This is a genomic window from Nocardia fusca NBRC 14340, from assembly GCF_001618425.1.
Lineage (GTDB): Bacteria > Actinomycetota > Actinomycetes > Mycobacteriales > Mycobacteriaceae > Nocardia > Nocardia fusca.
The window spans coordinates 77,419-101,732 of sequence record NZ_BDCU01000017.1 but is presented as its reverse complement, the minus strand read 5'-3'; the positions used below and the strand labels follow the sequence as shown (position 1 = coordinate 101,732).

22 protein-coding genes are annotated in these 24,314 nt (G+C 69.5%); 11 read left to right on the top strand and 11 right to left on the bottom strand.

Features of this window, described 5'->3' with window-relative positions; genetic code table 11:
* The first annotated feature begins 24 nt into the window (after positions 1 to 24).
* The 3 genes from NF4_RS06895 to secG all read left to right on the top strand — a co-directional run bounded on the left by NF4_RS06895 (position 25) and on the right by secG (position 3,551).
* The gene (locus NF4_RS06895; RefSeq protein WP_084532917.1) at positions 25 to 1,374 is read left to right on the top strand and encodes an MFS transporter; all 1,350 of its coding nucleotides are present in this window, start codon (positions 25 to 27) and stop codon (positions 1,372 to 1,374) included.
* Between the two features lie 149 nt (positions 1,375 to 1,523).
* Positions 1,524 to 3,131 (top strand): MFS transporter, encoded by a 1,608-nt coding sequence (locus tag NF4_RS06890; protein WP_157120037.1) that lies wholly within the window; start codon positions 1,524 to 1,526, stop codon positions 3,129 to 3,131.
* Positions 3,132 to 3,317: 186 nt separating this feature from the next.
* The gene (gene secG, locus NF4_RS06885) at positions 3,318 to 3,551 is read left to right on the top strand and encodes a preprotein translocase subunit SecG (protein ID WP_030521441.1); all 234 of its coding nucleotides are present in this window, start codon (positions 3,318 to 3,320) and stop codon (positions 3,549 to 3,551) included.
* 8 nt (positions 3,552 to 3,559) lie between these two features.
* On the opposite strand, the gene NF4_RS06880 is transcribed toward secG, so the two are convergent.
* Positions 3,560 to 4,408: an SDR family NAD(P)-dependent oxidoreductase gene (locus NF4_RS06880; protein WP_063126465.1), complete on the bottom strand. Its 849-nt coding sequence runs from the start codon at positions 4,406 to 4,408 to the stop codon at positions 3,560 to 3,562.
* 96 nt (positions 4,409 to 4,504) lie between these two features.
* On the opposite strand from NF4_RS06880, the gene NF4_RS06875 reads away from it, so the two are divergent.
* The 3 genes from NF4_RS06875 to NF4_RS06865 all read left to right on the top strand — a co-directional run bounded on the left by NF4_RS06875 (position 4,505) and on the right by NF4_RS06865 (position 6,973).
* On the top strand, positions 4,505 to 5,431 hold the full coding sequence (locus NF4_RS06875) for an alpha/beta fold hydrolase (protein WP_063126814.1): 927 nt from the start codon (positions 4,505 to 4,507) through the stop codon (positions 5,429 to 5,431).
* A gap of 168 nt (positions 5,432 to 5,599) precedes the next feature.
* Positions 5,600 to 6,040, top strand: a complete 441-nt coding sequence (locus tag NF4_RS06870) for an HAD family hydrolase (protein WP_063126464.1) — start codon at positions 5,600 to 5,602, stop codon at positions 6,038 to 6,040.
* 96 nt (positions 6,041 to 6,136) lie between these two features.
* A complete protein-coding gene (locus NF4_RS06865; RefSeq protein WP_063126463.1) occupies positions 6,137 to 6,973 on the top strand; it encodes an SMP-30/gluconolactonase/LRE family protein in 837 nt (278 codons plus the stop codon).
* A gap of 398 nt (positions 6,974 to 7,371) precedes the next feature.
* Here the strand turns inward: NF4_RS06865 and NF4_RS06860 are convergent, their stop codons facing one another.
* Positions 7,372 to 9,621: a thiamine pyrophosphate-dependent enzyme gene (locus NF4_RS06860; protein ID WP_063126462.1), complete on the bottom strand. Its 2,250-nt coding sequence runs from the start codon at positions 9,619 to 9,621 to the stop codon at positions 7,372 to 7,374.
* A gap of 242 nt (positions 9,622 to 9,863) precedes the next feature.
* Positions 9,864 to 10,178 carry a DUF1330 domain-containing protein gene (locus NF4_RS06855; protein WP_063126461.1) on the bottom strand — a complete coding sequence of 105 codons (315 nt, stop codon included), beginning with the start codon at positions 10,176 to 10,178 and terminating at the stop codon, positions 9,864 to 9,866.
* Between the two features lie 75 nt (positions 10,179 to 10,253).
* Between NF4_RS06855 and NF4_RS06850 the strand changes: the two genes are divergently transcribed.
* Positions 10,254 to 10,976, top strand: coding sequence for a TetR/AcrR family transcriptional regulator (locus NF4_RS06850; protein WP_232330341.1), 723 nt, complete (start codon positions 10,254 to 10,256; stop codon positions 10,974 to 10,976).
* A 271-nt stretch (positions 10,977 to 11,247) separates the two neighbouring features.
* Here NF4_RS06850 and NF4_RS06845 read toward each other — a convergent pair whose 3' ends face one another.
* Complete coding sequence (locus tag NF4_RS06845) at positions 11,248 to 11,853, bottom strand: TetR/AcrR family transcriptional regulator (protein WP_063126459.1); 606 nt, start codon at positions 11,851 to 11,853, stop codon at positions 11,248 to 11,250.
* An 85-nt stretch (positions 11,854 to 11,938) separates the two neighbouring features.
* Between NF4_RS06845 and NF4_RS06840 the strand changes: the two genes are divergently transcribed.
* Positions 11,939 to 12,472 (top strand): anthrone oxygenase family protein, encoded by a 534-nt coding sequence (locus NF4_RS06840; protein ID WP_063126458.1) that lies wholly within the window; start codon positions 11,939 to 11,941, stop codon positions 12,470 to 12,472.
* On the opposite strand, the gene pgl is transcribed toward NF4_RS06840, so the two are convergent.
* The 5 genes from pgl to tkt are packed head-to-tail and all read right to left on the bottom strand — an operon-like array spanning position 12,464 to position 18,969.
* Entirely contained in the window at positions 12,464 to 13,207 is a 744-nt protein-coding gene (pgl, locus tag NF4_RS06835) for a 6-phosphogluconolactonase (protein ID WP_063126457.1), read from the bottom strand. The genes NF4_RS06840 and pgl overlap by 9 nt on opposite strands.
* On the bottom strand, positions 13,197 to 14,108 hold the full coding sequence (opcA, locus tag NF4_RS06830; RefSeq protein WP_198165246.1) for a glucose-6-phosphate dehydrogenase assembly protein OpcA: 912 nt from the start codon (positions 14,106 to 14,108) through the stop codon (positions 13,197 to 13,199). The genes pgl and opcA overlap by 11 nt, the downstream gene beginning before the upstream one ends.
* Complete coding sequence (gene zwf / locus NF4_RS06825; protein ID WP_063126455.1) at positions 14,105 to 15,679, bottom strand: glucose-6-phosphate dehydrogenase; 1,575 nt, start codon at positions 15,677 to 15,679, stop codon at positions 14,105 to 14,107. The genes opcA and zwf overlap by 4 nt, the downstream gene beginning before the upstream one ends.
* 5 nt (positions 15,680 to 15,684) lie before the next feature.
* On the bottom strand, positions 15,685 to 16,821 hold the full coding sequence (tal, locus tag NF4_RS06820; RefSeq protein WP_063126454.1) for a transaldolase: 1,137 nt from the start codon (positions 16,819 to 16,821) through the stop codon (positions 15,685 to 15,687).
* A gap of 6 nt (positions 16,822 to 16,827) precedes the next feature.
* Positions 16,828 to 18,969, bottom strand: coding sequence for a transketolase (gene tkt / locus NF4_RS06815; protein ID WP_063126453.1), 2,142 nt, complete (start codon positions 18,967 to 18,969; stop codon positions 16,828 to 16,830).
* A gap of 349 nt (positions 18,970 to 19,318) precedes the next feature.
* Here tkt and NF4_RS06810 point away from each other — a divergent pair, with 349 nt between their 5' ends.
* Positions 19,319 to 20,308 (top strand): heme o synthase, encoded by a 990-nt coding sequence (locus NF4_RS06810; protein WP_063126452.1) that lies wholly within the window; start codon positions 19,319 to 19,321, stop codon positions 20,306 to 20,308.
* A 137-nt stretch (positions 20,309 to 20,445) separates the two neighbouring features.
* Here the strand turns inward: NF4_RS06810 and NF4_RS06805 are convergent, their stop codons facing one another.
* Positions 20,446 to 21,411 carry a quinone oxidoreductase family protein gene (locus NF4_RS06805; RefSeq protein WP_063126451.1) on the bottom strand — a complete coding sequence of 322 codons (966 nt, stop codon included), beginning with the start codon at positions 21,409 to 21,411 and terminating at the stop codon, positions 20,446 to 20,448.
* 137 nt (positions 21,412 to 21,548) lie between these two features.
* On the opposite strand from NF4_RS06805, the gene NF4_RS06800 reads away from it, so the two are divergent.
* Both NF4_RS06800 and NF4_RS06795 read left to right on the top strand, forming a co-directional pair.
* Positions 21,549 to 21,899: a hypothetical protein gene (locus NF4_RS06800; protein ID WP_063126813.1), complete on the top strand. Its 351-nt coding sequence runs from the start codon at positions 21,549 to 21,551 to the stop codon at positions 21,897 to 21,899.
* A 138-nt stretch (positions 21,900 to 22,037) separates the two neighbouring features.
* Positions 22,038 to 23,270 carry a PucR family transcriptional regulator gene (locus NF4_RS06795; protein WP_063126450.1) on the top strand — a complete coding sequence of 411 codons (1,233 nt, stop codon included), beginning with the start codon at positions 22,038 to 22,040 and terminating at the stop codon, positions 23,268 to 23,270.
* A 6-nt stretch (positions 23,271 to 23,276) separates the two neighbouring features.
* Here the strand turns inward: NF4_RS06795 and NF4_RS06790 are convergent, their stop codons facing one another.
* A complete protein-coding gene (locus NF4_RS06790) occupies positions 23,277 to 24,251 on the bottom strand; it encodes a COX15/CtaA family protein (protein ID WP_063126812.1) in 975 nt (324 codons plus the stop codon).
* Positions 24,252 to 24,314: the final 63 nt, after the last annotated feature.

Here is a 24,314-nt window from a genome sequence, read left to right as displayed (position 1 = left end):
CGACGCGGGAGCGAAGGGAACACGATGTCACTACTGGAAACAGGGTCGGCCGCGGCCCACCCGGACGATCGCGCCACAACGCCCGCCGACGGGCTCGGCGCCGCCGACACCAGGAAAGCGGTGGTGGCGAGCCTGATCGGCACCACCGTGGAGTGGTACGACTTCTTCCTCTACGCCACCGCGGCGGGTCTCGTCTTCGACAAACTCTTCTTCCCGAACAACAGCGCGTTCGTCGGAACCATGCTGTCGTTCGCGACCTTCGCCGTCGGCTTCGTGATGCGGCCGGTCGGCGGACTCGTCTTCGGCCATATCGGCGATCGGATCGGCCGCAAGAAGACGCTGGCCCTGACCATGGCGATCATGGGCGGATCCACCGCACTGATGGGGGTACTGCCCACCGCCGCCGCGATCGGCATCGCGGCCCCGATCCTGCTCCTGCTGCTGCGGATGCTGCAGGGGTTCGCACTGGGCGGTGAGTGGGCGGGCGCGGTGCTGCTCGCCGTCGAGCACAGCCCGCGCCGCAAGGTCGGCCTGTTCGGCAGCTATCCGCAGGTCGGACTGGCACTCGGGCTCGCCCTGGGGACCGGTGTGTTCGCGGTGCTGCGGACGACGCTGAGCGAAACGGCGTTCCTGGACTACGGCTGGCGGATCGCGTTCGGCGCCAGCCTGGTGCTGGTGCTGATCGGGTTGGTGGTGCGTCTGAAGATCGACGAGACACCCGCCTTCCGGGAGGTCGACCGGCTCAACCGGATCTCGAAAGTGCCCGTGGTCGAGCTGTTCGGCAAAGCCCGCTCCCGGCGCAACACCGTTCTCGGATTGCTGTCGCGCTGGGGTGAGGGCGCGGCGTTCAACACCTGGGGTGTTTTCGCGATCACGTTCGCGACCGGGCATCTCGGTTTCGAGCAGGTGCCGGTGCTGGTGGCGGTCACCGTCGCCGCGGTGGTGATGGCGGCGCTCATCCCGGTGTCCGGTCTGCTCGCCGACCGCTTCGGGCCGCGCCGGGTCTACATCGCCGGCATCGCGGCCTACGGCGTGCTGGTGTACCCGGTGTTCGCGCTCTTCGAGACCGGGAACATCGTGGTCTTCACCGGCGCGATCATCGCGGTGTTCGGTGTGGCGCACGCAGTGTTCTACGGAGCGCAGGGCACCTTGTACGCGGGACTGTATCCGGCCGAGGTCCGGTACACCGGGCTGTCCTTCGTCTACCAGTTCTCCGGGATCTACGCCTCGGGCCTGACTCCGATGATCGTCACGGCGCTGATCGCGGTAGGCGGTTCGACACCGTGGCTGGCCTGCGGTTACCTCGTGGCGACCGCGGTGGTGAGCGTGATCGCGACCTGGTTCATCAGCGAGGACGACCGGCTCACCGCGTGAGCCCGCGCCGCACCGGATCACGGTTGCGCGTGGAGCCGGTTCGCGGCCCGGCAGGCTCCGGCGCCGGGCCGATGCGGGCCGGCCCTGTGCCCCGCCGGGATACCGATCGCGGGTCCGTTCGCTCGGCGGACCGGTCAGAGCGCGACGCTATGCTGTCCCGAGTGACTACAGCCGCAGCGAAACCAGTTTCCACTTGGGCGCCATTGCGGTCGCGGGTCTATCGGGCGCTGTGGATCGCGCAACTGGTCTCCAATCTGGGCACCTGGATGCAGATGGTCGGGGCGCAGTGGGTGATGGTCGACGAACCCAATGCCGCCGCGCTGGTCTCCTTCGTGCAGACCGCGACGACACTGCCGGTGATGATCCTGGCCATCCCGTCCGGGGTACTGGCCGACCTGCTGGATCGCCGCCGCCTGCTGCTCGGCGCGCAAACCACTATGGCGGTGCTGGCGATCACGCTGGCGGTATCCACCGCCACCGGGCACACCACTCCCTCGGTACTGCTTACACTGCTGTTCCTGCTCGGCTGCGGCCAGGCGGTGGTGGGGCCCGCCTGGCAGGCGATCCAGCCCGAACTGGTGCCCCGGGATCAGATTCCCTCGGCCGCCGCGCTCGGCAGTATGAATATGAACATCGGCCGGGCGGTGGGACCGGCCATCGCCGGTGTCCTGGTCGCCCTGTCGGGTCCCGCACTGGTATTCGCGCTCAATGCCGTATCGTTCGCCGCGATCGTCGCGGCGCTGCTGTTCTGGCGGCGGCCGCGGGTGGCCAAGGAGCTGCCCAGTGAACGGCCGTTGGCGGCCCTGCAGGCGGGGACCCGCTTCATCAAATCCGCGCCCGCGATCCGGCGCGTTCTGCTGCGCACCGCCCTGTTCGTCGCGCCCGCCAGCGCGCTGTGGTCGCTGCTACCGGTAATCGCGCGCAACCAGCTCGGTCTCGGTTCCTCCGGGTACGGCCTCATGCTGGGCGCGCTCGGCGTGGGCGCGGTCCTCGGCGCGCTGGGCCTGGCCCGGGTGCGGGCCCTGCTGTCTCCGACCCAGCAGGTCGCGGTCGCCGCGGTGGTGTTCGGAATCGCCTGCTGCGGTACCGCGCTGCTGCGGGTGGAGGCGCTGGTGCTGCTTCTACTCGTCTTCGCGGGGGCGTCCTGGCTGCTGACCCTGGCCACGATGAACGCGACCATGCAGTTGCTGCTACCCGGCTGGGTCCGGGCCCGGGGACTATCGGTGTACCTGCTGGTGTTCATGGCCGGGCAGGCGATCGGCTCCGTGGTGTGGGGCCTGGTCGCCGGGGCCTACGGCGCGGTGACCGCACTGCTGGTGGCGGCGGTGCTGCTCGGGGGGTGCGCGGTCAGCACGATCTGGCTGCCGCTGCGGCAGTTCACGCCCGGATTCGATCTGACGCCGCACGCGTACTGGCCGGAACCGCAACTGGTGGTGGAACCGGACCCCGACGACGGCCCGGTACTGGTGCTCAAGGACTACGACGTCCCGGCGGACAAGGTGCCGGAATTCCTGGCGGCCATGAGCTTCGTGGGGCGGTCACGGCAGCGCACCGGCGCGATGGAATGGCGGGTGTACCGCGATGTGGGCAGTGCGGACCGCTATGTGGAGGCATTCGTGGTGCGGTCCTGGTCCGAGCACATGCAGCAGCACAAGGTGCGGCTGACGGCCCAGGATCTGATGCGTGAGCGCGCGGTGTCGGAGTTCGCGCACGATGAGACGCTCACCCACCTGGTATCGGTGGAACCGCGGCCATAGGCGTACCTCCGCATTCGCTCCGGCCGTGCGCGTCCTGCGTACCTCGGCATTCGCTCCGGCCGTGCGCGTCCTGCGTACCTCGGCATTCGCCTCCGGCCGTGCGCATGTGCGTAGCTTCGCGTTCGCGGCGGCCGTGCTCGGACGGCGAATGGGATTCGCTCCGTCGCACCCTCTAGACTGTCCGGCATGCGGATGTTCCTGGATATCCTCCTGATCGTCACCAGCCTGCTGCTGGTGCTGCTGGTGCTGCTGCACCGGGCCAAGGGCGGAGGTCTGTCCAGCCTGTTCGGTGGTGGGATGCAGTCGAGCCTGTCAGGGTCGACCGTCGCCGAGAAGAACCTCAACCGCATCACCATCTTCACCGGCATGGTCTGGTTCATCGCGATCCTGGGGATCGGGCTGGAGATCAAATTCGCCTGACCTGCCGGTCAGTCGTGGCGGGGGACTCTCCCGTCCACATCGGTGAACCCGTAGTCGCCGGCCAGATCGGCGACCTTCCAGGCCTGCCCGGATCGTTTCCCGCGTTCGGGGTCGGTGGCGAGGGCCACCACCGCACGGCCCGCGAACCGCGGGGTCTCCGCCTGGTTCAGGTCGAAACTGCCCTCTCCGGGAAGTGTCACCACCCGGTTGCCGTCCGCGTCGGCGGGCACCATCTGCAGTAGTTCGGTGTCGACGATGCCCGGCCAGATCGAGACCGCCGTCACCTCGGTGCCGGCGAGGTCGCGCGCGAAATCGGCGGTCATGCGGTCGAGTGCGGTCTTGGCGACTCCGTACACGGCGTTGTGCATATACCGCTGGGAACCCGGCGAAGAGACATTGACGATCAAGCCGGAGCCCTTCAGCAGCAGCGGCGCGGCGTAGACGGCGGCCGCGTAATGCGAGCGAACGCCCACCTCGAAGGTTTCGTCCCACGCCGCGGGTGGCACCTCCCAGAATTTGCGGCCGAGCCAGCGGGCGGCGGCGGGGGAGTTGTAGACGTTGTTCACCAGGATGTCGAGCCGGTCGTGGTCGTTGCCGATCCGTTCGAAGAGCGCGGCGGTCGCCTCGTCGTCGCGGTGATCGCAGACCACCGGCACGCCGGTGCCACCGAGTTCGTCGATCCGCGCGGCCGTTTCGCCCACGGTGCCCGGGAGCCTGCCCGGCCGCTCCGATCGTCCGGTCACGTAGACGGTCGCGCCGGCGGCGCCCAGCTCGAGGGCGATACCTTTGCCGATCCCGCGACTGGCGCCGGTGACGACCGCGATCCGGTTCTTCAGGGGGTGTGGTGTTCCGCTCACAGTCCCGGGACGTTACCGTGAAACTGTAACGCGTTCTAGTATTCGGGAGGTGCGGTGGAGCCGACACACCGGTTCGTCGACACCGGCGGCGTGCGGATGCATGTCGCCGAACAGGGCCGGGGCCACCCGGTGATCTTCTGCCACGGATTCCCGCACACCTGGTACGTCTGGCACCGCCAGCTCGCCGCGGCCGGCGCCGCCGGATACCGGGCCCTGGCCCCCGACTTGCGCGGCGCGGGCCGGACCGGCGCGCCGGAGTCGATCGACGACTACACCAACGAGGCCGTGGTCGGTGACCTGCTCGCGTTGCTCGACGATATCGACGCCGACCAGGCGGTTTTCGTGGGCGTCGATTTCGGCGCGGCCCTGCTGTGGGAGCTCGCGCTGCGCGCGCCGGAGCGGGTGCGCGGCCTGGTGATCCTGAACAACCCCTTCGCCCCGCGCGCCCCGAAACCGCCCGGGTACTACTGGGGGAAGATGGCCGAGCGGCATTTCCTGCACCTGCAGTATTTTCAGGAACCCGGCGTGGCCGACGCGCATCTGGCCGAACGGCCACGCGAATTCCTTTCCCGGGTCTACTTCGCGCTCAGCGGGGATTTCCACTATCTCGACGTGTGGAAGAACCCGCCGGGAACCCGCTATATCGATGCGCTGCCCGCGGCGCCGCAACTGCCCTGGTCATGGCTTTCGGAGGACGAATTCGACACCCTGGCCGGAGATTTCGAGCGCACCGGGTTCACCGGCGGCCTGAACTGGTACCGGGCCATCGATCGCAACTGGGAACTGACGGCCGAGTATGCCGAGGCGGTACCCACGGTCCCGGTGTACTTCGTCTACGGCGAGAACGACCCCGATATGGAAGGGTTCAGTGGCCGCGACCCGCTCGACACGATGCGCGCGCTGCTTCCGGATCTGCGTGCCGTGCACTCGGTGCCGAGCGCCGGTCATCTGGTGCAATTGGAGGCGACGGACGCAGTGAACGGATTCTTGCTGGGCGCGCTCGGGGAGCTCACCGGAAAGTAGCCATCGGAACGTCCGCCCTGGGGGCTGTGAGTTCGCCGGATAGGCCGGAACTACACCACGCCGTGCCGGATATCGCCGGTCGGTCGTTGTGGGCGGCTGTCGCCGGGCGCCGCGCGTCCGGCATCGTGCAGGACTTCGCGCAGCCGGGCCGTGAATGGGGCCGGATGGGTGGAAAGACTGGAAGGGTCCGGGGTCGGTAACCCGGGCTATCTCTACGACCAGCTGATATCGGCCGGCGCGTGGACCCCGTACCCGGATACGGCGGCCGCATTGAAGGTGGTGGCGGGTCTCGAGTTGCCGGTCGCGGTCCTCAGCAATATCGCCTGGGATATCCGGCCGGCTTTCGAACGCGCCGGAACGGCCGACTACGTGCGCGAATTCGTGCTCTCGTATCGCGAAGGCGCCGTGAAACCGGATCCGCGGCTGTTCGCGTTGGCCTGCGCACGCCTCGGTGTACCGCCGGGCGAGACGTTGATGATCGGGGACAGCGCCGAGGCCGACGGCGCCGCCGCCGAGATCGGCTGCCTGGTCGAACTCGTCGATCCACTACCGACCGATCAGCGGCCGCGCGCCCTGCTCGACGCCCTCGCCACCTACGGAATCGGCTGATCGCGAGCCCGCCGCCGCGCACCACGGCCGCGCCGAGCGATGAATTCCGGGCAGTCGCCGGGTCGGTATCACCACCGGCGAACGAAGGGATATCACATGGAGACACCAGAGGTAGTACTCGAGGGAGTCGTGTTCGGTGAATCGCCACGCTGGCACGAGGGCCGGCTGTGGTTCTCCGACTGGGGCGCGAACCAGGTGATCGCGGTGGACGGCCCGGGACATGGTGAGGTGATCGCCTCTGTGCCCTCGTTCCCGATGTGTATCGACTTCCTGCCCGACGGGCGGCTGCTGATCGTCGATTCGGGCCGGCGGCGCCTGCTGCGGCGCGAACCCGGCGGCAGCCTGGTGACCCATGCCGATCTCGCCGGTGAGACGGATGCACCGTGGAACGATATCGTCGTCGACGCCCGGGGCAACGCCTACGTCAACACCATCGGATTCGATTTCCCCGGCGGGGAGTTCGCGCCAGGGTTCGTCGTGCTGGTGACTCCGGCCGGTACGGTGCGCCGGGTCGCCGACGATCTCGCGTTCCCGAACGGTATGGCGATCACCGCGGACGGCGCCACCCTGATCGTCGCCGAATCCTATGCCGAGCGACTCACTGCCTACGACATCACGCCCTCGGGTGATCTCGCCGGCCGCCGGGTCTGGGCAGCCACGCCCGGCGACCATCCCGACGGTATCTGCCTCGATACCGACGGCGCGGCCTGGTACGCGGATGTGGGCAACCGGCACTGCGTCCGGGTGGCCGAAGGCGGCGCGGTCCTGGGCACCGTGGAATTCGACCGCGGTGCTTTCGCCTGTGTGCTCGACCGTGACCCCGACCGCCCCCGGCTCTTCGTGGTCGGCCAGGAGTACGGCGCGGAGACACCCGAACCCACCGGTCGGGTGGTGGCCTTCCCCGCGCCCGCGCCGGGGGCGGGCCGGCCCTGAGGGCGGAGCGTACTACCGCTGTGCGCAACAGGGTGAATGTCAACGGGCTGCGGCGGCCACCGTTCCCGGTGCGGCTCCCACTCGGACGAACGCGGCCCCGCGGTGGGATCGGTGGTGACAGGGCTCCGTCGCGGGGGCCGGGCGTCACGACCGGTCCGGTCGCGGGTGTGAACCCTCTCGGGTCACCAGGGCAGCGGCACCCACCGGCCGAGGAACCAGAAGCCGTGGCCGTTCGGATGGTTCGGCCCGGGTGTTCTGGTGCCGGTCCCGATGCGGCTGGTTCTGCTGCGGCTGGTTCCCGTGCTGGTCCGGGCCCGGCTGTGCGATCGGGCGGCAGGGCGACACTTATCTCGCGGCGTTCGATCTCGGTATCGACCGGTGACCTGTGGCGCGGTGGATCACCTCGGGGAGAGCGAACGGTCGGCGGCGGCCTCGATATCGGCCTCGCTCAGCAGGACGGTCGCGGCGGCGGGCCCCAGCGGTACGAAACTGTCCGCGCTGGTGACCCGGGCCAGTGTGCCGGTGAAACCGGCGTCCACCAGTGCCGTGCACACGGATTCGGAGACGCCGCCGCTGCGCCGGGTCTCGTCGGCGACCAGGACCCGCCCCGTGGCCTCGGCGTGCTGGATCAGGTCGGCGTGCGGGAGCGGGGCGAGCCAGCGCAGATCGAGGACGCGCGCGCCGATACCGCGCCGCGCCAGGCGGCGGGCCACGCGCAGGCTCATCGGTACCGTATTGGCGAAGGCGACGATCGTCAGATCCGTTCCGTCGCCGTAGACGCGGGCCCGGCCGATCGGCGCGGAGGCGGTTTCCGCGTCGGCCGCCGCCCACTGCCCGTCGTCGGGTTCGTACAGGTCTCGGGTGTGGTAGAGGGCGATGGGCTCCAGGAAAACACAGACCCGGCCGTTCGCGCGGGCGGCGGCGACGCAGGTGCGCAGCGCGGCCGCGGCATCGTCCGGCCGGGCCGGCGACGCCACGATCACGCCGGGTATATCGCACAGCGCGGCAACGGAATTGTCGTTGTGGAAGTGTCCGCCGAACCCGCGCTGGTAGGCGTAGCCGGCGATACGCACCACCATCGGGTTGCGGTAGCGGCCGGCCGAGAAGAAGGACAGGGTCGCCGCCTCGCCGCGCAGCTGGTCCAGCGCGTTGTGCACGTAGGCCAGGTACTGGATTTCCGGAATCGGCACGAACCCCGCGAGTCCGGCGCCCAGCGCCGTGCCGAGGATGCTCTGCTCGTCGAGGAGGGTATCGAACACCCGCCGGGGACCGAACCGTTTGCGCAGCCCTCTGGTCACGCCGTAGACGCCGCCTTTGCGGGCGACATCCTCGCCGAAGACGAGGACATCGGGCTCGCGGGCGAGCAGGTCGGCGAGGGTGCGGTTGATCGCCTGCGCCAGGGTCTGCCGGGGCATGTCCGGCGCGCTGTCCGCTTCGTCCTCGCCTTCCGTTGTGTCACGGGGCTCGTCTTCTGCCGGGTGGGGCGCGGTGGAGAGCCCGGCGGTCGCCGGCGGGCGGGGACTCCGGCGCGGTGTCTCGTCGTCCGGATGGTCCGGGGCCAGCGGTGCGAGTACCTCGTCCGCGGTGGTGAGTTTCGGTTCGCCAGACACTTCGTCTGCGGTTGCGGCCACTTGCTCGGCGAGGCGGTCGTAGTGGTCGAGCAGTTCGCACGGGGTACGGATACCGGCCGTGATCAGGAGTCGCGCCGTAGCGGTGACCGGATCGCGCGCCAGGCCGGCCTCGATCGCGGCGGTGTCGCGGTAGGCGCTCTCCACATCGGATCCGGCGTGCCCGAACAGTCGCACCGTACGCAGGTGCAGAAACGCCGGACGGCGGTGGGCGCGTACCCAGTCCACCGCCGCCACGGCGCCGGCCACCGCGTCGCGGAGATCGCAGCCGTCGGCCCCGAACCAGCGCAGTCCCGGCCGGTGCCCGTAGGCGTGCTCGATCCAATCGGGCGGGGTGGGCACACTGATCCCGATTCCGTTGTCCTCGCAGACGAACAGCACCGGGACGGGAACGCCGAGATGCGCGGTGTGGACGGCGGCGTTGATCGCGCCCGCCGCGGTCGAATGATTGGCCGAGGCATCCCCGAAACCGCAGAGCACCACCGCGTCCGACGGCCACGGACAGGGCACTCCGAGCCGGTCGGCGCGCTCGAGAGCGAACGCGAGCCCGACCGCACGCGGCAGCTGCGAGGCGATGGTGGAGGTCTGCGGGACGATATTGGCCACCGCGCTGCCGAACACCTTGTGCCGGCCCCCGGAAATGGGGTCGGTCGCGGCGGCCACCACGCCCAGCAGGATATCGCGCACCGGGTCCGGCACGCCGGCCCGGCGGGCGCGATGGACGAAGAAGGCGCCCGAACGATAGTGCGGCAGAGCGGGATCGGTGATCCGGCTCGCCGCCGACAGCGCGACATTGCCCTCGTGTCCCGACGAACCGATGCTGTAGAAACCCCGCCCGCTCGCACCCAACCGCCGCGCGGCGAAATCGGCCTGCCGGCTCAGCACCTGGGCCTCGAACAACTCCACGAAGTCCTGTCCGGTGAACCCCGGAGGCAGGGCCTGAACTGAGGGCGTCGGCGCGGGGGCGCGCAGCGCTGCGATCTCCGCGCGGAACCGCTGGTCGGGGTCCTGGATACTCACCGGGTCCTCACTACACCAGCCTAGGGCGCGAAGTCGGTGACCGGGTGGTTACCGGACCGCATCGTGTCGCACCGGCTCGGGTGCGCCGCCGCGGCGTTGCTGATCGTCTGTCCCCGGGCCGCCCGGGAACAGAAGGCTCCGCGGCCGCTGCGCGCCTGGTGCAGGCGTTTTCGCCGGCGCCCGCGCGGTGGGCGCTTCCGGTGACCCCGGCGCCGGGCGATGGCCGGCGCTCGGCCGTGGACTCAGGACGGGAGCATGAAGCCCTCGGGTGGGGTGCCCTCGGTGAACAGCAGTCGTATCCGCATCTTGCCCTCGCGGATCCGGCGGGCTTCGCGATACCCGGGGGAGTCGTACCACTCCCGGATCCGGTCCATATGGGGGAATTCGATGATCACCAGCCGGGGTAGATCCCAGCTGCCTTCGACGGTGCCGGATGTGGGTCCGGCGACCAGGTATCGGCCACCGTATTCGAGTATCGACTGCTGGGCGACGGGAGCGTAGGCCCGGCCTGCCTCCTCGTCGAGGACCTCCACATTGGCTATCACATAGGCGGGCATACCGTTCCGATCTGTGAGTACACGGCGTGTAGTAATGACACGGGTAAGAGTATTGATGCTCTGTATCCTGTCAAGGTGGTCGAGATCGATACGGGCGTGCCGAGCCGCCGGGCACGGCTGCGCGCGGAAACCACCCGGGAGATCGAATCCATCGCGCTGCGGCAGCTGGCCGAGGAAGGGCCGGGCGCGATTTCGCTACGCGGTATCGCCCGGGAGATGGGCATGACCGCACGTGCCATCTACAGCTACTTTCCGACCCGGGACGATCTGATCACCGCACTGATCCGGGGTATCGGCGAATCTTTGGCGGAGTCACTGCGGGTGGCGGTCGACGCCGTGCCCGAGAACGATCCGGCCGGCAGGCTGGTGGCCTGGGGTGGTGCGCTGCGCACCTGGGCGCTGGCGAACCCGGAAGGGTTCCGGCTGTTCTACGGGCAACCCGTCCCCGGCTACCGTCCGCCGGAGGACGGTCCGGTGGATCGCACCGCGCGCCGCGTCTGCCGCCAACTCACCCGGCTGGTGGCCGCCGCCGAACCGCCTCTGTCCGAGAGCAACTCCTGGGCCGAACTGCACCCCGACTATGTGGCGAAGGTTCGCGAGGACATCCCGGAGGTGACCCCGGCCGCGGCTGCGCTGGCGCTACGAGTGTGGGGTCGTATGCACGGTCTGGTGGCCCTGGAGGTCGACGGCCATATCCATCCGGTCGCGCGGGATCCCGCGGCGCTGCACCATGCCGAAATGCTGGACCTCGTGGCATCGCTGGGATTGCCCCGTCCGGGCGCTGCGCCGACCGACTGAGAGATGATCCCGGACCGACGCCCGGGTGCCGCCCGACTCCCGCAGTCGGCGCCCGGCTGCGGCCGCGGCTCGGCAGCTCCGCCATGGTCGCGACGCCCGGTGGCGCGAAACTCGGCGACAGGGTGCGCGGTGTGCTGTCGGCGAGCGATTCCCTTCGCGACCGGGGCGGCCGAAGCGATTCCGTTCGGGACCGGGGCGTCGGCAGCGTCCGGGTTGGCCGGCCGGACGTCGTGCCGAGGGGACGCCGGGCCGAGGTGTGGATTCCGGCGGTTCACGGTCGTGGCGACGGATCCTCGGCGAAGAGACCGGCGCGCGCGGCGGTGAGCGCCACCGCCGCCGCCCGGTCGGCGGTGCGGTCGTCCACCTTTTCGCCGGTGATCGCGACACGCAGGTAGATGGGCGCCACGAGGGCTTTGATCAATTCGGCGGGATCGGTGTGCGGCGGCAGCTCACCGCGCGCGACGGCCCGGGCGACCGGCGGGAGTGCTCGGCGGATGCGGTCCCGAAAGACGTGACGAACGGGATCCGACGGGGTCGGTGCGCCGGTGGGCCCGGTCGGCATCACCGCGAGGACCGCCCGGCCGGCCGGGCTGGTGATCCATTCGACCAGGCCGCGGGCCAGCGCAGGCAGATCGTCGTCAATCGAACCGGTGTCGGGAATGGGGAGTTCCGTGGCGACACTCTCGCTCAGTGCCTCGGCGATCAGGGTGTCGCGGTCGGGCCAGCGGCGGTAGACGGTGGTCTTGTGCACGCCGGTGCGCCGCGCGACGTTCTCGATGGTGAACGCGGCGTAGCCGTGCTCACCCAACTCGGCGACGGTTGCGGCCAGGACGGCGGCGCGAACCTTGGGCCCACGGCCGAGGGATGCGGCATTCATTGCAACTCCTTGTTGCGATATTTGCGAGAGGCGGGCATGCTGACGATAACGCAACTCGATGTTGCGATATCGAAAGGGAGTTCCGATGTGGTCGACACCCGCACGCGCGGCAGCGCTGCTGTTTCCCGGATTGCTGGCCGGGGCCTTCGGATACGGCGCGGTGAACGTGCTGTACGCGTTCCGAGCGGTCCCCCTCGACGTCCGTTTCACGTTCCACACCGCCCTGATGCAGGTGAACGGTCCGGTCGTGCAGTCGCTGATGGGTCTGGCCGTACTGAGCACGCTGGTGCCGGCCGTGCGCTCGCGAGGGCGGCTGCGCCTGCTCGCCGGCAGCGCGTCGGCGCTGGTGACCACCTCTTTCCTGGTGACCCGATTCGGGAACGTCCCGATCAACCAGCACATCAAGCAGTGGGCCGTGGGAACTCCACCGGCCGATTACGCCGAGATCCTGCACCGCTGGGAGATGTTCCACTTCCTCCGGACCGGTTGCGCACTGGCCGCGTTCATCCTGGCGATCGGCTTCGTCCTCACCACCGCCCGGGCCGAGAGCTCGAAGGCAGCCACCGCTCCCGCGGTTCGCGCGCAACCACCGGCGATCGGCGAGCCGCAGTCAGCCTAGTCCGGCGGCGGCGTCCTCATCGAGCAGCCAGGTGGTCGACTCCGCACCGTGCGCGCCCGCCGCCGGGATCTCCAAGGGGTCTGCCCCGTTCATCGCCGCCGCGACGGGCTCGGCCTTCCCGGAGCCGGAGACCACCAGGACCACGTGGCGGGAGCGGCGGATCGCCGGGTAGGTCAGCGTGACCCGCACCGGCGGTGGTTTGGGGGAATCGGTGACCGCGACGGCGTATTCGTGTTCCTCCCCGACCGTGTCGGTATGACCGGGGAACAGCGAATTGATGTGCCCGTCCGGGCCCATCCCGAGCAGGTGCAGATCGAACGCGCCGTGGGCGGCGAGATGGGCGCGTACGGCGGTGGCGTATTCGGCGGCGGCCTCGACGGGGTCGGGGTATTCGCCGTCGGAGGTGGCCACGGTGTGGATCCGGGCCGGGTCCACCGGGACGTGGTCCAGCAGGGCCCGGTGGGCCTGGAGTTCGTTGCGCTCCGGATCGCCGGCGGGCACGAAGCGTTCGTCGCCCCAGAACACATCGAGTTTCGACCAGTCGAGAGCGCCCGGAGCGTCCCGGACCTTCTCCAGCAGGGTGATACCGGTCCCGCCGCCGGTCACCACCACCGACGCCGAGCCGCGTTCGGCCTGCGCGGCCACCAGGATCTCGACGAACAGCCGGGCGGCGGCGGTGGTCAGAGCGTCACCGTCGGCATGGATTTCGACGGCGGCTGCGGAGCTAGTGGTCATAGGTAACCCCTTCGATTCCGGCCAGGGCCTCGGCATAGATCTCGTCCGCGTCCAGCCGGCGCAATTCCTCGGCCAGGCAGTCGCGGGTCTCACGGCGCGCCAGCGCGATTCGCTGCACCGGGTCACCGGTGCGGGTCAGGGTGGCGGTGACACCGGTCTGCGGGCGCGCGATGGCGATGGACACCGACTTCCGGCGCAATTCCACCCGCAGCTCCCCGGTCTGCCGATACACGGGGCAGCCCAGTCGCCGGGCGAGCCAGCCCGCGAGCATGTCCAGGGCGGGCTCGTCGCGCAGACCCGAGACGGATACCGACTGGACGGGTTCGAACGGTGGTTCGTCCATCGCGGCGGCCAGCAGCGCCCGCCAGTAGGTGATCCGGCTCCACGCCAGATCGGAATCACCGGGCGCGTAGGAGCCGCGACGTTTCTTGATCGTCGCCTGCGGGTCCGGGGCGAAGGTGGCGTCGGTGATCCGCCGGGTCGCCAACCGGCCCACCGAATCCCGTGACGGGAACTCCGGGGCGCCCCGCGGCCACCACGCCACCACCGGGGTATCGGGCAGCAGGAACGGGATCACCACACTGTTCTCGTGATTCACCAGCTGCCCCTGCAGGCGCAGCACGATCACCTCGGCGGCGCCGGCGTCCCCGCCGACGCGGATCTGCGCGTCCAACCGGGTCGGTGCCGACCGGTCACCGCGCGCGAGAACCACCACCCGGCAGGGGTGTTCGCGGCTGGCGTCGTTGGCGGCGTCGATGGCCTCCTCGGCCTCGGAACTATCCAGTGTGCACACCACCAGGGTCAGCACCCGGCCCATGGTGATCACACCGTTGCTCTCGCGCAGCTGCACCAGGCGTTTGGTGACCGCGCCGGTCGTGGTGTCGGGGATATCGATGATCACGGCCGCCGCCATTCCCGGCCGGTGCGGGCCAGCATCGCGTCGGCGGAATCCGGGCCCCAGGTCCCGGCCTCGTACTGTTCGGGTTTTCCGTCGGCGGCCCAGTGGGCCAGTACCGGATCCAGGATGCGCCAGGACAATTCGACCTCCGCGTTGACCGGGAACAGGGAGGGCTCGCCGAGCAGCACGTCCAGGATCAGCCGCTCGTAGGCCTCCGGGGACGATTCGGTGAACGCCTCGCCGTAGCTGAAGTCCATGTTCACATCGCGCACTTCCATCGACGACCCGGGCACCTTCGACCCGAACCGCATGGTGATGCCCTCGTCCGGCTGCACCCGGATGACGAGCGCGTTCTCGCCGAGCTCCGCGGTCATCGTCTGATCGAACGGCAGATGCGGGGCGCGTTTGAACACCACCGCGATCTCGGTGACCCGGCGGCCCAGGCGTTTCCCGGTGCGCAGATAGAACGGCACCCCCGCCCAGCGCCGGGTATCGACCTCGAGGGTCAGCGCGGCGTAGGTCTCGGTGCGCGACTGCGGATCGAAACCCTCCTCGTCCAGCAGGCCCACCACTTCCTGGCCGCCCTGCCAGCCGGCCGCGTACTGGCCGCGGGCGGTGGTCTCGTCGAGCGGTTCCACGAGTTTGGTGGCCGAGAGGACCTTGATCTTCTCGTTCTGCAACTGACGGGGTTCGAAGCTGATCGGCTCCTCCATGGCGGTGAGCGCGAGCAACTGCAGCAGGTGGTTCTGGATCACATCGCGGGCGGCGCCGATACCGTCGTAGTATCCGGCCCGGCCGCCCAGACCGATGTCCTCGGCCATGGTGATCTGGACGTGGTCGACGTAGTTGGCGTTCCAGATCGGATCGAACAGCTGGTTGGCGAAACGCAGCGCCAGGATGTTCTGCACCGTCTCCTTGCCGAGATAGTGGTCGATCCGGAAGACCGTCTCCTCGGGGAACACCCGGTTCACCAGGGCGTTCAACTCGCGTGCGCTGTCGAGATCGTGTCCGAACGGTTTCTCGATCACGACCCGCCGCCACGGCGCGCGGCCGAGCGCGGCCGCCGAACTGGTCAGCCGGTGGCGGTGCAGCTGATCCAGCACCACCGGGAAGGTGTTCGGCGGAATCGACAGGTAGAAGGCGTGGTTACCGCCGGTGCCGCGCTCGTCGTCGAGCCGGGCGAGGGTTTCGGCGAGGCGGCCGAACGCCTCGCCGTCCTCGAAGGTGCCCTGTACGAACCGGAATCCCTCGGCCAGATGGTCCCAGACCTCCTGGCGGAACGGGGTGCGCGCGTGTTCGCGGACGGCCTCGTGCACGATCTCGCCGAAATCCCGGTCCGACATCTCCCGGCGGGCGAATCCGACCAGCGCGAAACCCGGGGGCAGCAGCCCCCGGTTCGCCAGATCGTAGATGGCCGGCATGAGTTTGCGCCGGGACAGATCTCCGGTGACCCCGAAGATCACCATGCTGCACGGGCCCGCGATCCGCGGAATCCGTTTGTCCCGGCCGTCCCGCAGCGGGTTACGCCAGGGGGTGCCGGATGCCGTCTGTGTGCTCTCCGGAGCGCCGGCCATCTGAGTCAGTTACCTCCTGCGGCGGACTGGAGTTCGGCCGTGGTGGCCTCCAGCAGTTCCTCCCAGGACTTCTCGAACTTGTCCACGCCCTCGCGTTCGAGGACGGCGAAGACGTCGTCGAGATCGATACCGGCCGCCCGCAACCGATCGAAGACCTCGGCGGCCTCGGCGGCCCTGCCGGAGACGGTGTCCCCGCGGACCTCGCCGTGATCCGCGACGGCCTCGAGCGTCTTCTCCGGCAGCGTGTTCACCGTGTTCGCCGCGACCAGTTCGGTCACGTAGAGGGTGTCCGGGTAATCGGGGTTCTTCACGCCGGTCGACGCCCACAGCGGCCGCTGCCGATTGGCGCCGGCCGAGGCCAGCTGATCGTAGGTGGAGACGTGGTTGCCGCCGGGGGCGAAAACGTCCTCGTACTCGGCGTAGGCCAGGCGGGCGTTGGCCACGCCGGCCTTACCGCGCAAGGCCAGCGCCTCCGGGGTGCCGATCGCCTCGAGGCGTTTGTCGATCTCGGTATCCACCCGCGAGACGAAGAACGAGGCCACCGAATGGATCTTGGCCAGATCGTGCCCCGCGACCCGCGCCTTGCGCAGCCCGTCGAGGTAGGCGCCCATGACCGCGCGGTAGCGCTGCACCGAGAAGATCAGCGTGACGTTCACGCTGATGCCCTCCTCGAGCACCGCGGTGATGGCGGGCAGGCCCGCCTCGGTGGCCGGGATCTTGATGAACAGGTTCGGCCGGTCGACGATCTTCCACAGTTCGACCGCCTGGGCGACGGTCTTGTCGGCGTCGAAGGCCATCCGCGGATCCACCTCGATGGAGACCCGGCCGTCCACTCCGCCGGTCCGTTCGAACACGGGGGCCAGCACATCACAGGCCGCGCGGACGTCATCGGTGGTGATGGTGCGGATCGCGGCGTCGACATCGGCGCCGCGGGCGGCCAGCTCACGGACCTGTTCGTCGTAGGCGTGGCCCTTGCTGAGGGCGCCCTGGAAAATAGTGGGGTTGGTGGTGACTCCGACGACCCCGCGGGTAGCGATCATTTCGGCCAGGTTGCCGGAATTGATCCGATCGCGGGACAGATCGTCCAGCCACACCGATACCCCGGCCGCGGCCAGGGCGGCGATGTTCTCGTTCTGTGCCATGGGCCCTTATCCCTTCACATTGTCGAGCGTGCGCTGCGCAGCGGCGACGACAGCCTCCGGCGTGAAGCCGAACTCGCGGAACAGGGTCTTGTAATCGGCCGAGGCGCCGAAATGCTCGATCGAGACGATCTCGCCCGCGTCGCCGGTGAACCGGTACCACGGCATCGCGATACCGGCCTCGACGACGACTCGAGCGGCAACCGCCGGGGGCAGCACCTCGTCGCGATATGCCTTGTCCTGCGCGTCGAACCACTCCACGCACGGCATCGAGACCACCCGGGTACCGATGCCCTGCTCCTCCAGCGTAGTGCGGGCGGCGACGGCGAGCTGGAGCTCGGAGCCCGTACCGATGAGGATCACCTGCGGTACGCCGGTGGAGGCCTCGGCCAGGATGTAGCCGCCCTTGGCGACACCGTCGAGGCTGGTGCCCTCCAGTACCGGCAGGTCCTGGCGGGTCAGGGCGAGTGCGGCCGGGCCGCCGGTGCCCACGGCGTCGCTGGAGACGAACGGGGAATTGTGTTTACCGCTGTGCTTCTCGATCACGGTGCGCCAGGCGTACGCGGTTTCGTTGGCGTCGCCGGGACGGACCACCGAAAGGCCCGGGATGGCGCGCAGCGCGGCCAGGTGCTCGATGGGCTGGTGGGTCGGGCCGTCCTCGCCGAGACCGATCGAATCGTGGGTCCAGACATAGGTGACCGGCACCCGCATCAGCGCGGCCAGGCGGACGGCCGGGCGCATGTAATCGCTGAACACCAGGAAGGTGCCGCCGTAGGGCCGGGTGGGGCCGTGCAGGGCGATGCCGTTGAGGATGGAGCCCATGGCGTGCTCACGGACGCCGAAGTGCAGGGTCCGGCCGTAGGGGCTCGCCTTCCACATACCGGTCGAAATGGCCTCGGGGCCGAAGCTGAGCGAATCCGGGATGGTGGTGTTGTTCGATTCGGCGAGGTCGGCCGACCCGCCCCACAGCTCCGGCAGTACCGGACCCAGGGCGCTCAGCACCTTGGCCGAGGCCTTCCGGGTGGCCAGACCCTTGGCATCGGGTTCCCAGGTGGGCAGGCCTGCGTCCCAGCCCGCGGGCAGCTGCCCGTTGAACAGCCGGTCGAACAACGCCTTGGCCTCGGGCGCACGCTGGGCCCAGGCGTCGAATTCGACGGTCCAGTCCGCGTGCGCCCGCGCGCCGCGTTCGGCGGCCTTGCGGGTGTGCGCGATGACCTCGTCGGCGACCTGGAAGCTCTGTTCGGGATCGAAACCGAGGGCGCGCTTGGTGGCGGCCACTTCGTCGGGGCCGAGCGCGGCGCCGTGCGCGGCACCGGTGTTCATCTTGTTCGGGGCCGGATAGCCGATGATCGTGCGCAGCAGAATCAGCGACGGCTTACCGATCTCGGCCTTGGCCGCCGCCAGCGCCGACTCGATCGCGACGACGTCCTCGCCGCCCTCCACCACCTGCACATGCCAGCCGTAGGCCGCGTACCGGGCCGCCACGTCCTCGGTGAAGGCGATGGTGGTGTCGTCCTCGATGGAGATCTCGTTGTCGTCGTAGATCACCACCAGGTTGCCGAGCTGCTGGGTGCCCGCCAGGGAGGACGCCTCGGAGGTGACGCCCTCTTCCATATCGCCGTCGGAGGCGATCACGTAGATGTGGTGATCGAACGGGCTGGTCCCGGCCTCGGCGTCGGCGTCGAACAGGCCGCGCTCACGACGGGCGGCCATGGCCATACCCACCGCCGAGGCCAGGCCCTGGCCCAGTGGGCCGGTGGTGATCTCCACGCCCTTGGTGTGCCGGTACTCCGGGTGGCCGGGGGTCAGCGAGCCCCATTTGCGCAGGTTGCGCAGATCGTCGAGTTCCAGGCCGAAACCGGCCAGGTACAGCTGGATGTAGAGGGTCAGGCTGGAGTGTCCGCAGGACAGGACGAACCGGTCGCGGCCCACCCACTCGGGGTCGGCGGGGTCGTGCCGCATGGTCCGCTGGAACAGTGTGTAGGCCAGCGGAGCCAGGCTCATGGCGGTACCGGGGTGGCCGTTGCCCGCGGCCTGCACCGCGTCGGCGGCCAGAACCCGGACGGTGTCGACAGCTTTGGTGTCCAGATCCGTCCAGTCGTCCGGAAGGTTCGGCTGGGTGAGGGCGCGGATGTCGTCTGTCACTGACACGACCGTGTTTCTCCTGACATTTCGAGGCGTCGAAATTGGGGGCGGGCGGGGTGGCGAACCGGTGCGGCGCGGTGACTGTGGCGCCGCATACACCCCCTACCCTAATTGCGACCGGCCGCCCCCGTGCAGGCCCCCCGGCCAGTCGCGCGAGCCGGTCGTTCCCCCGATGGCCGCCGTGTCCGGCCGCGCCCCGGCGCACGGCGGAACGCGGCGCCCCGGTAAGCGCACAGGGGCGAGCGGCGGCGGGCACCGGGCGTGGGTCTACCATCGTGTGTAGTAGTAGCCGCGTCGCAGCCGCGCGCTGCTCCTTCCCAAACCGGATGCGAAGCACAGCGTGCGAGGAGAGATAGTGCGGATCGGTCATGACACGGGGGTCGGCGGCGCCCATGATTCCGCTCCGGCACCCGCGGACCGCGTCCTCGGCAGTGAGAAGCTCGCCCGCGTCGCCCGCCGCCCGCTCGCCTATATCGCGCTGACGAAACCGCGCGTCATCGAACTGTTGCTGGTGGCCACCATCCCCACGATGCTGCTGGCCGACCGCGGCGCGGTCGATATCCGGCTGATCCTGGCGACCCTGTTCGGCGGCTGGATGGGCGCGGCCAGCGCCAATACGCTCAACTGCGTCGCCGACGCCGATATCGACAAGGTGATGAAGCGGACCGCCAAACGGCCGCTGGCCCGGGACGCGGTCCCGACCTCGCACGCCTTCGTCTTCGGGTTCGTCCTGGGTATCGGCTCGTTCGCCTGGCTGTGGTGGCAGGCCAATCTGCTCAGCGGTGTGCTGGTCGTCGCGACCATCCTGTTCTACGTTTTCGTCTACACCCTCGGCCTCAAACGGCGTACCTCGCAGAACGTGGTCTGGGGTGGCGCGGCCGGGTGTATGCCCGCGCTCGTCGGCTGGTCGGCGGTCACCGGCACCATCGGCTGGCCCGCCCTGGCGCTGTTCGGCGTGATCTTCTTCTGGACGCCGCCGCACACCTGGGCGCTGGCCATGCGCTACAAGGAGGACTACCGCGCGGCCGGGGTGCCGATGCTGCCGGTGGTCGCCACCGAACAGACCGTCACCAAACAGATCGTCGTCTACACCTGGCTGACCGTGCTCACCACGCTGGCACTGGTCCCGGCCACCGGGGTGATCTACACGGCGGTGGCCCTGGTCGCCGGCGCCTGGTTCCTGCTGATGGCCCACCAGCTCTACGCCGGGGTGCGCCGGGGCGAATCGGTCAAACCGCTGCGGTTGTTCCTCCAGTCCAACAACTATCTCGCGGTGGTGTTCTGCGGCCTGGCCGTCGATTCGGTACTCGGCTGGACCACGCTGGGCGACGTCTTCTTCGGCTGAGCCCCCCGGCGCCACCCCGGTGGGCCACCCCGGGCGCGGTCAGATCTCGGACGACGAAGCGGTGGCAAGCCTGACACGCTTCGTCTACCGCGGCTTGACCGGGCGCGACTACTGAGACCGCGCCCGGGTCGAACGGATCAGGGCAGCAGCACGATCGAACCGGTGGTCTTACGGCTCTCCAGATCGCGATGTGCCTGCTCGGCCTCGGCCAGCGGGTAGGTGGCGCCGACCCGGACGGTGAGCGAGCCGTCGGCGACGGCCTCGAGGATATCGCCGGCCCGCCAGTCCAGTTCGGCGCGATCGCGGGTGTAGTGGGCGATATTGGGACGGGTCACGAACACCGACCCGGCCGCGTTGAGCCGCTGCAGGTCCACCGGCGGCACCGGGCCGCTGGCCGCGCCGAACAACGCCAGCGTGCCGCGGACCCGCAGTGCGGCGAGGCTGGCGTCGAAGGTGGCCGCGCCCACGCCGTCGTAGACCGCCGCGACACCCTCGCCGCCGGTCAGTTCACGGACCCGTTCGGCGAGATGGTCGCCGTAGCGCAGCACTTCCCAGGCGCCGGCGCCGCGCGACAGGGTCTCCTTCTCGTCGGTGGACACCGTGGTGATCACCCGGATATCGCGCGCCGCGGCCAGCTGGGTGAGCAGCAGCCCGACTCCACCCGCACCCGCGTGCACCAGGATCGTCTCGCCCGGTTCGGGGCGGTAGACCGATTCGATCAGATAGTGCGCCGTCATACCCTGCAGCAGGGCCGAGGCCGCCACCGCTGGGTCGATATCGCCGGGCACCGCCACGGCGACCGCCTCGTCCACCACCGCGCGCGGGGCGTAGCTGTTCGGCCCCGCCGCCCAGGCCACCCGGTCGCCGACCGCGAATCCGGTGACCTCGGAACCGATTTCGGCCACCACTCCGGTACCTTCGGAACCCGGAATGTAGGGCACCGGGCGCGGATAGGTCCCGGTGCGGAAATAGGTGTCGATGAAATTGACTCCCACGGCATCGATATCGACCAGTAGCTGATTCGGTCCGGGCTCCGGATCGGGAACCTCGACAAGGGTCAGCACTTCCGGACCGCCGTGCCGGTCTACCTGGATCGCGCGCATGGGTCCAGTTCTACACCGGTGCCCGCACCCGGAACACGGGGGTCCGCGGCAGCGGTGCCGAGTGCCGCCGCCATGGCGACCGGGTGGTTCGGACCGGGTCCGGGGGCGCCGACCTACTCGCCGGTAAACTCCTCGGCATGAGTGCAGATTCCGCCACCGCCACCGTCGCCGCTCCCCGGGAGATCGTCGAGTCGGTGCGCAAGTTCGTCGCCGCGCACGGAGGGTCGGCCGAGGCCGTGCCGCAGCCGGTGGGCCGCCGGGGCGTGCGGCTCACCCTGGTCGGTTCCGACGGTGTCCTCGGGGATCGGATGGTCGCCGATACCGCCACCGCGCAGGCCGTGATCGACGCGGTGGACGGGCTCACCGCCGCCGAGGGCTGGGAACGCGATCTGGTGGCCCGTACCACGCCGCGGACCGGGCACTGGGCGAAGATGGCCGGCTGGGTCGCCGGTCAGACGCGATTTCCGAAGGCTCGCAACGAGAACTGACACCTGTGGGTGCTCACAGGTCGCACGCCCCGGTCGCAGGTAGCTCGAACAGTTTCCCGACCAAAAACTACTGACGAGTAACCGGTTCGCGCTACCGTTAGTGCCTCGAGCGTCAGCCCCGGGGTAGAAGGAGCCGATATGACGGTCAGCAGTCCGACCCGTTCCAGACTCACGGTGTCCGGCCGTCCGATCTCGAACCACCTGCGGGACGTATCGACCCTGTCGCGTCAGATGGTCGGTCATTTCGTCGAGCACGTGGCACCGTGCGGGACGCTTCCGGGAGACGCGCTCCAGGGCGATGTCACCGCGGTCACCCGGCTCTGCCTGGAACTCACGGTGAGCCGGCTCGACGGCCGCGAGCTGCCGGAAAAGATCGAACAGGTCCGGGAAGCCGCCGCCGAATGGGCCCGCGAGGGCATCCCGATCGACACGATCAACCACGCCATCCACGAGGGTTTCAAACTCGGTTTCGACCGCATCATGGCCACCGCGGGGCCGGCCGATTCGGCGACCCTGGTCGACACCGCCCGCCGGATGCTGGAGATCCTGGACACGATCACCTCGGAGGTGGCGCTGGCCTATGTCGGCGAATACCGGGGGGTGGTCTCCGAACACCACACCGCGGTGCACACGCTGACCTCGGCGCTGCTCGGCGGGCACAGTACCGCCACCATGGCCCGGGAGTGCGGGATCGAGATCGCCGAGGCCTATCAGGTGCTGGCGCTGGCGCTGGCGCCGCATCCGGACGAATCCGCGCCGCAGGTCGACGGCCGGATCGTCGCCCGGCGCAAGCTGCGCCGGGTCCAGGCCGAGCTCGCCCGCAGCTGCGGGGAGAAGGCGCTGTCGCTGCTCAGTATCGACGGCGGCACGGTGCTGTTGCCCGCGGACGCTTTCCCCGAGGACACCTTGGACGAGTTGATCGCGCGCCTGGCGCAGGCGGCGCAGGTGCCCGTCACGGGCACCGTGGTCACCGCGGCCACCGCCGAGATCCCCGATGCCACCGACCGCGCCCACGAACTCCTCGACACCGTGCAGCGCATCACCGACGGCGGCGGCCTGCATCGGTTCACCGATCTGGCCCTGGAATTCCAGATCACCCGGCCGGGTCCGGCCCGCGAGCACTTGAGCGCCATCCTCGATCCGCTCGACGAACATCCCGAACTGCTGGAAACGCTGCGCCAGCACATCGCCAACAATTTCAATCGCCAGCGCACCGCCCGGCTGATGCATATGCACACCAATACGCTCGACTACCGGCTCAAACGGGTCCGGATGCTCACCGGATTCGATCCCGCGATCCCCACCGGGCTGTGGTATCTGACCTCGGCGCTGGTCGCGCGCAGCTATCAGAACGGGCCGAGCGCGACCTGAGTCGGGTCAGGCGGGCTGGGCGCTCGGTTCCACTACCTCGGCGGGCAGGGGTTCACGGCTACGCAGGGAGGCCCATAGCGCGGCGGTGGCGGCGGTGCACAGCGCCGCGCCGCCGACATGGATGGCGACCAGCGCCGCCGGGACGTCGGTGAAGTACTGGACGATGCCGACCAGCGACTGCGCGAGCACCAGCCCGAGCAGGACGAACAGGCGATCCCGCACCGGTTTGGTGATACCGGTCGCGAAGAGCCCGAAGGCGAGACCGACGAGCAGGGCGAGGTAGCCGACCAGCAGCTGCGAATGCAGATGCACCAGCGTGACGATCTCCACCTCGAGCCGGGCCACCGGACGTTCGATGCTCTTGTCGCCGGCATGGGGACCGGCGGCGGTCACCAGCGTGCCCGCGATGAGGACCCCGGCCAGGGCGACTCCGCTCAGCACGGTCAGCCACCGTAGGGGCGCGGGTGCGCGGACGGTGTCGACACCGTCGTCGGGGGAGGCGACCTTCGCGTACATCACCGCGGCCACCCACACCATGAGCATCGACGCCAGCAGATGGAGCGCGACGGTCCACCAGAGCAGGCCGGAAAGCACCGTGATACCGCCGATGCCCGCCTGAAGTACGGTGCCGGCGGGCATGAGCCAGGCGTAGATCAGCACTTCGCGCCGCCGCCGGGCCCGGGTGACGGCCAGGACGATGAGCGCCGCGCACAGCGTCACCACGAAGGTGAGCATGCGGTTGCCGAACTCCACCGCTTGATGGAGCACGGCCACTTCGGAGACCCCGATCGGGGTGAAACTGCCCGGGAAGCACTGCGGCCAGGTGGGGCAGCCCAGACCGGACGCGGTGACGCGGACGATCGCGCCGGTCACGGCGATGCCGGCCTGGGAGGCGATCACCGCCAGCGCGATCAGCAGCTGGGTGCGCCGCGAGGGTAGCGGCAGCCGGTCGACGAGTCGCAGGAATGCGCGATACAGCACGTCCCGATGGTAGCGGGCGGCCACCGCCGGCCCGCACCCGGACTACTACAACGTGTCGTGGAA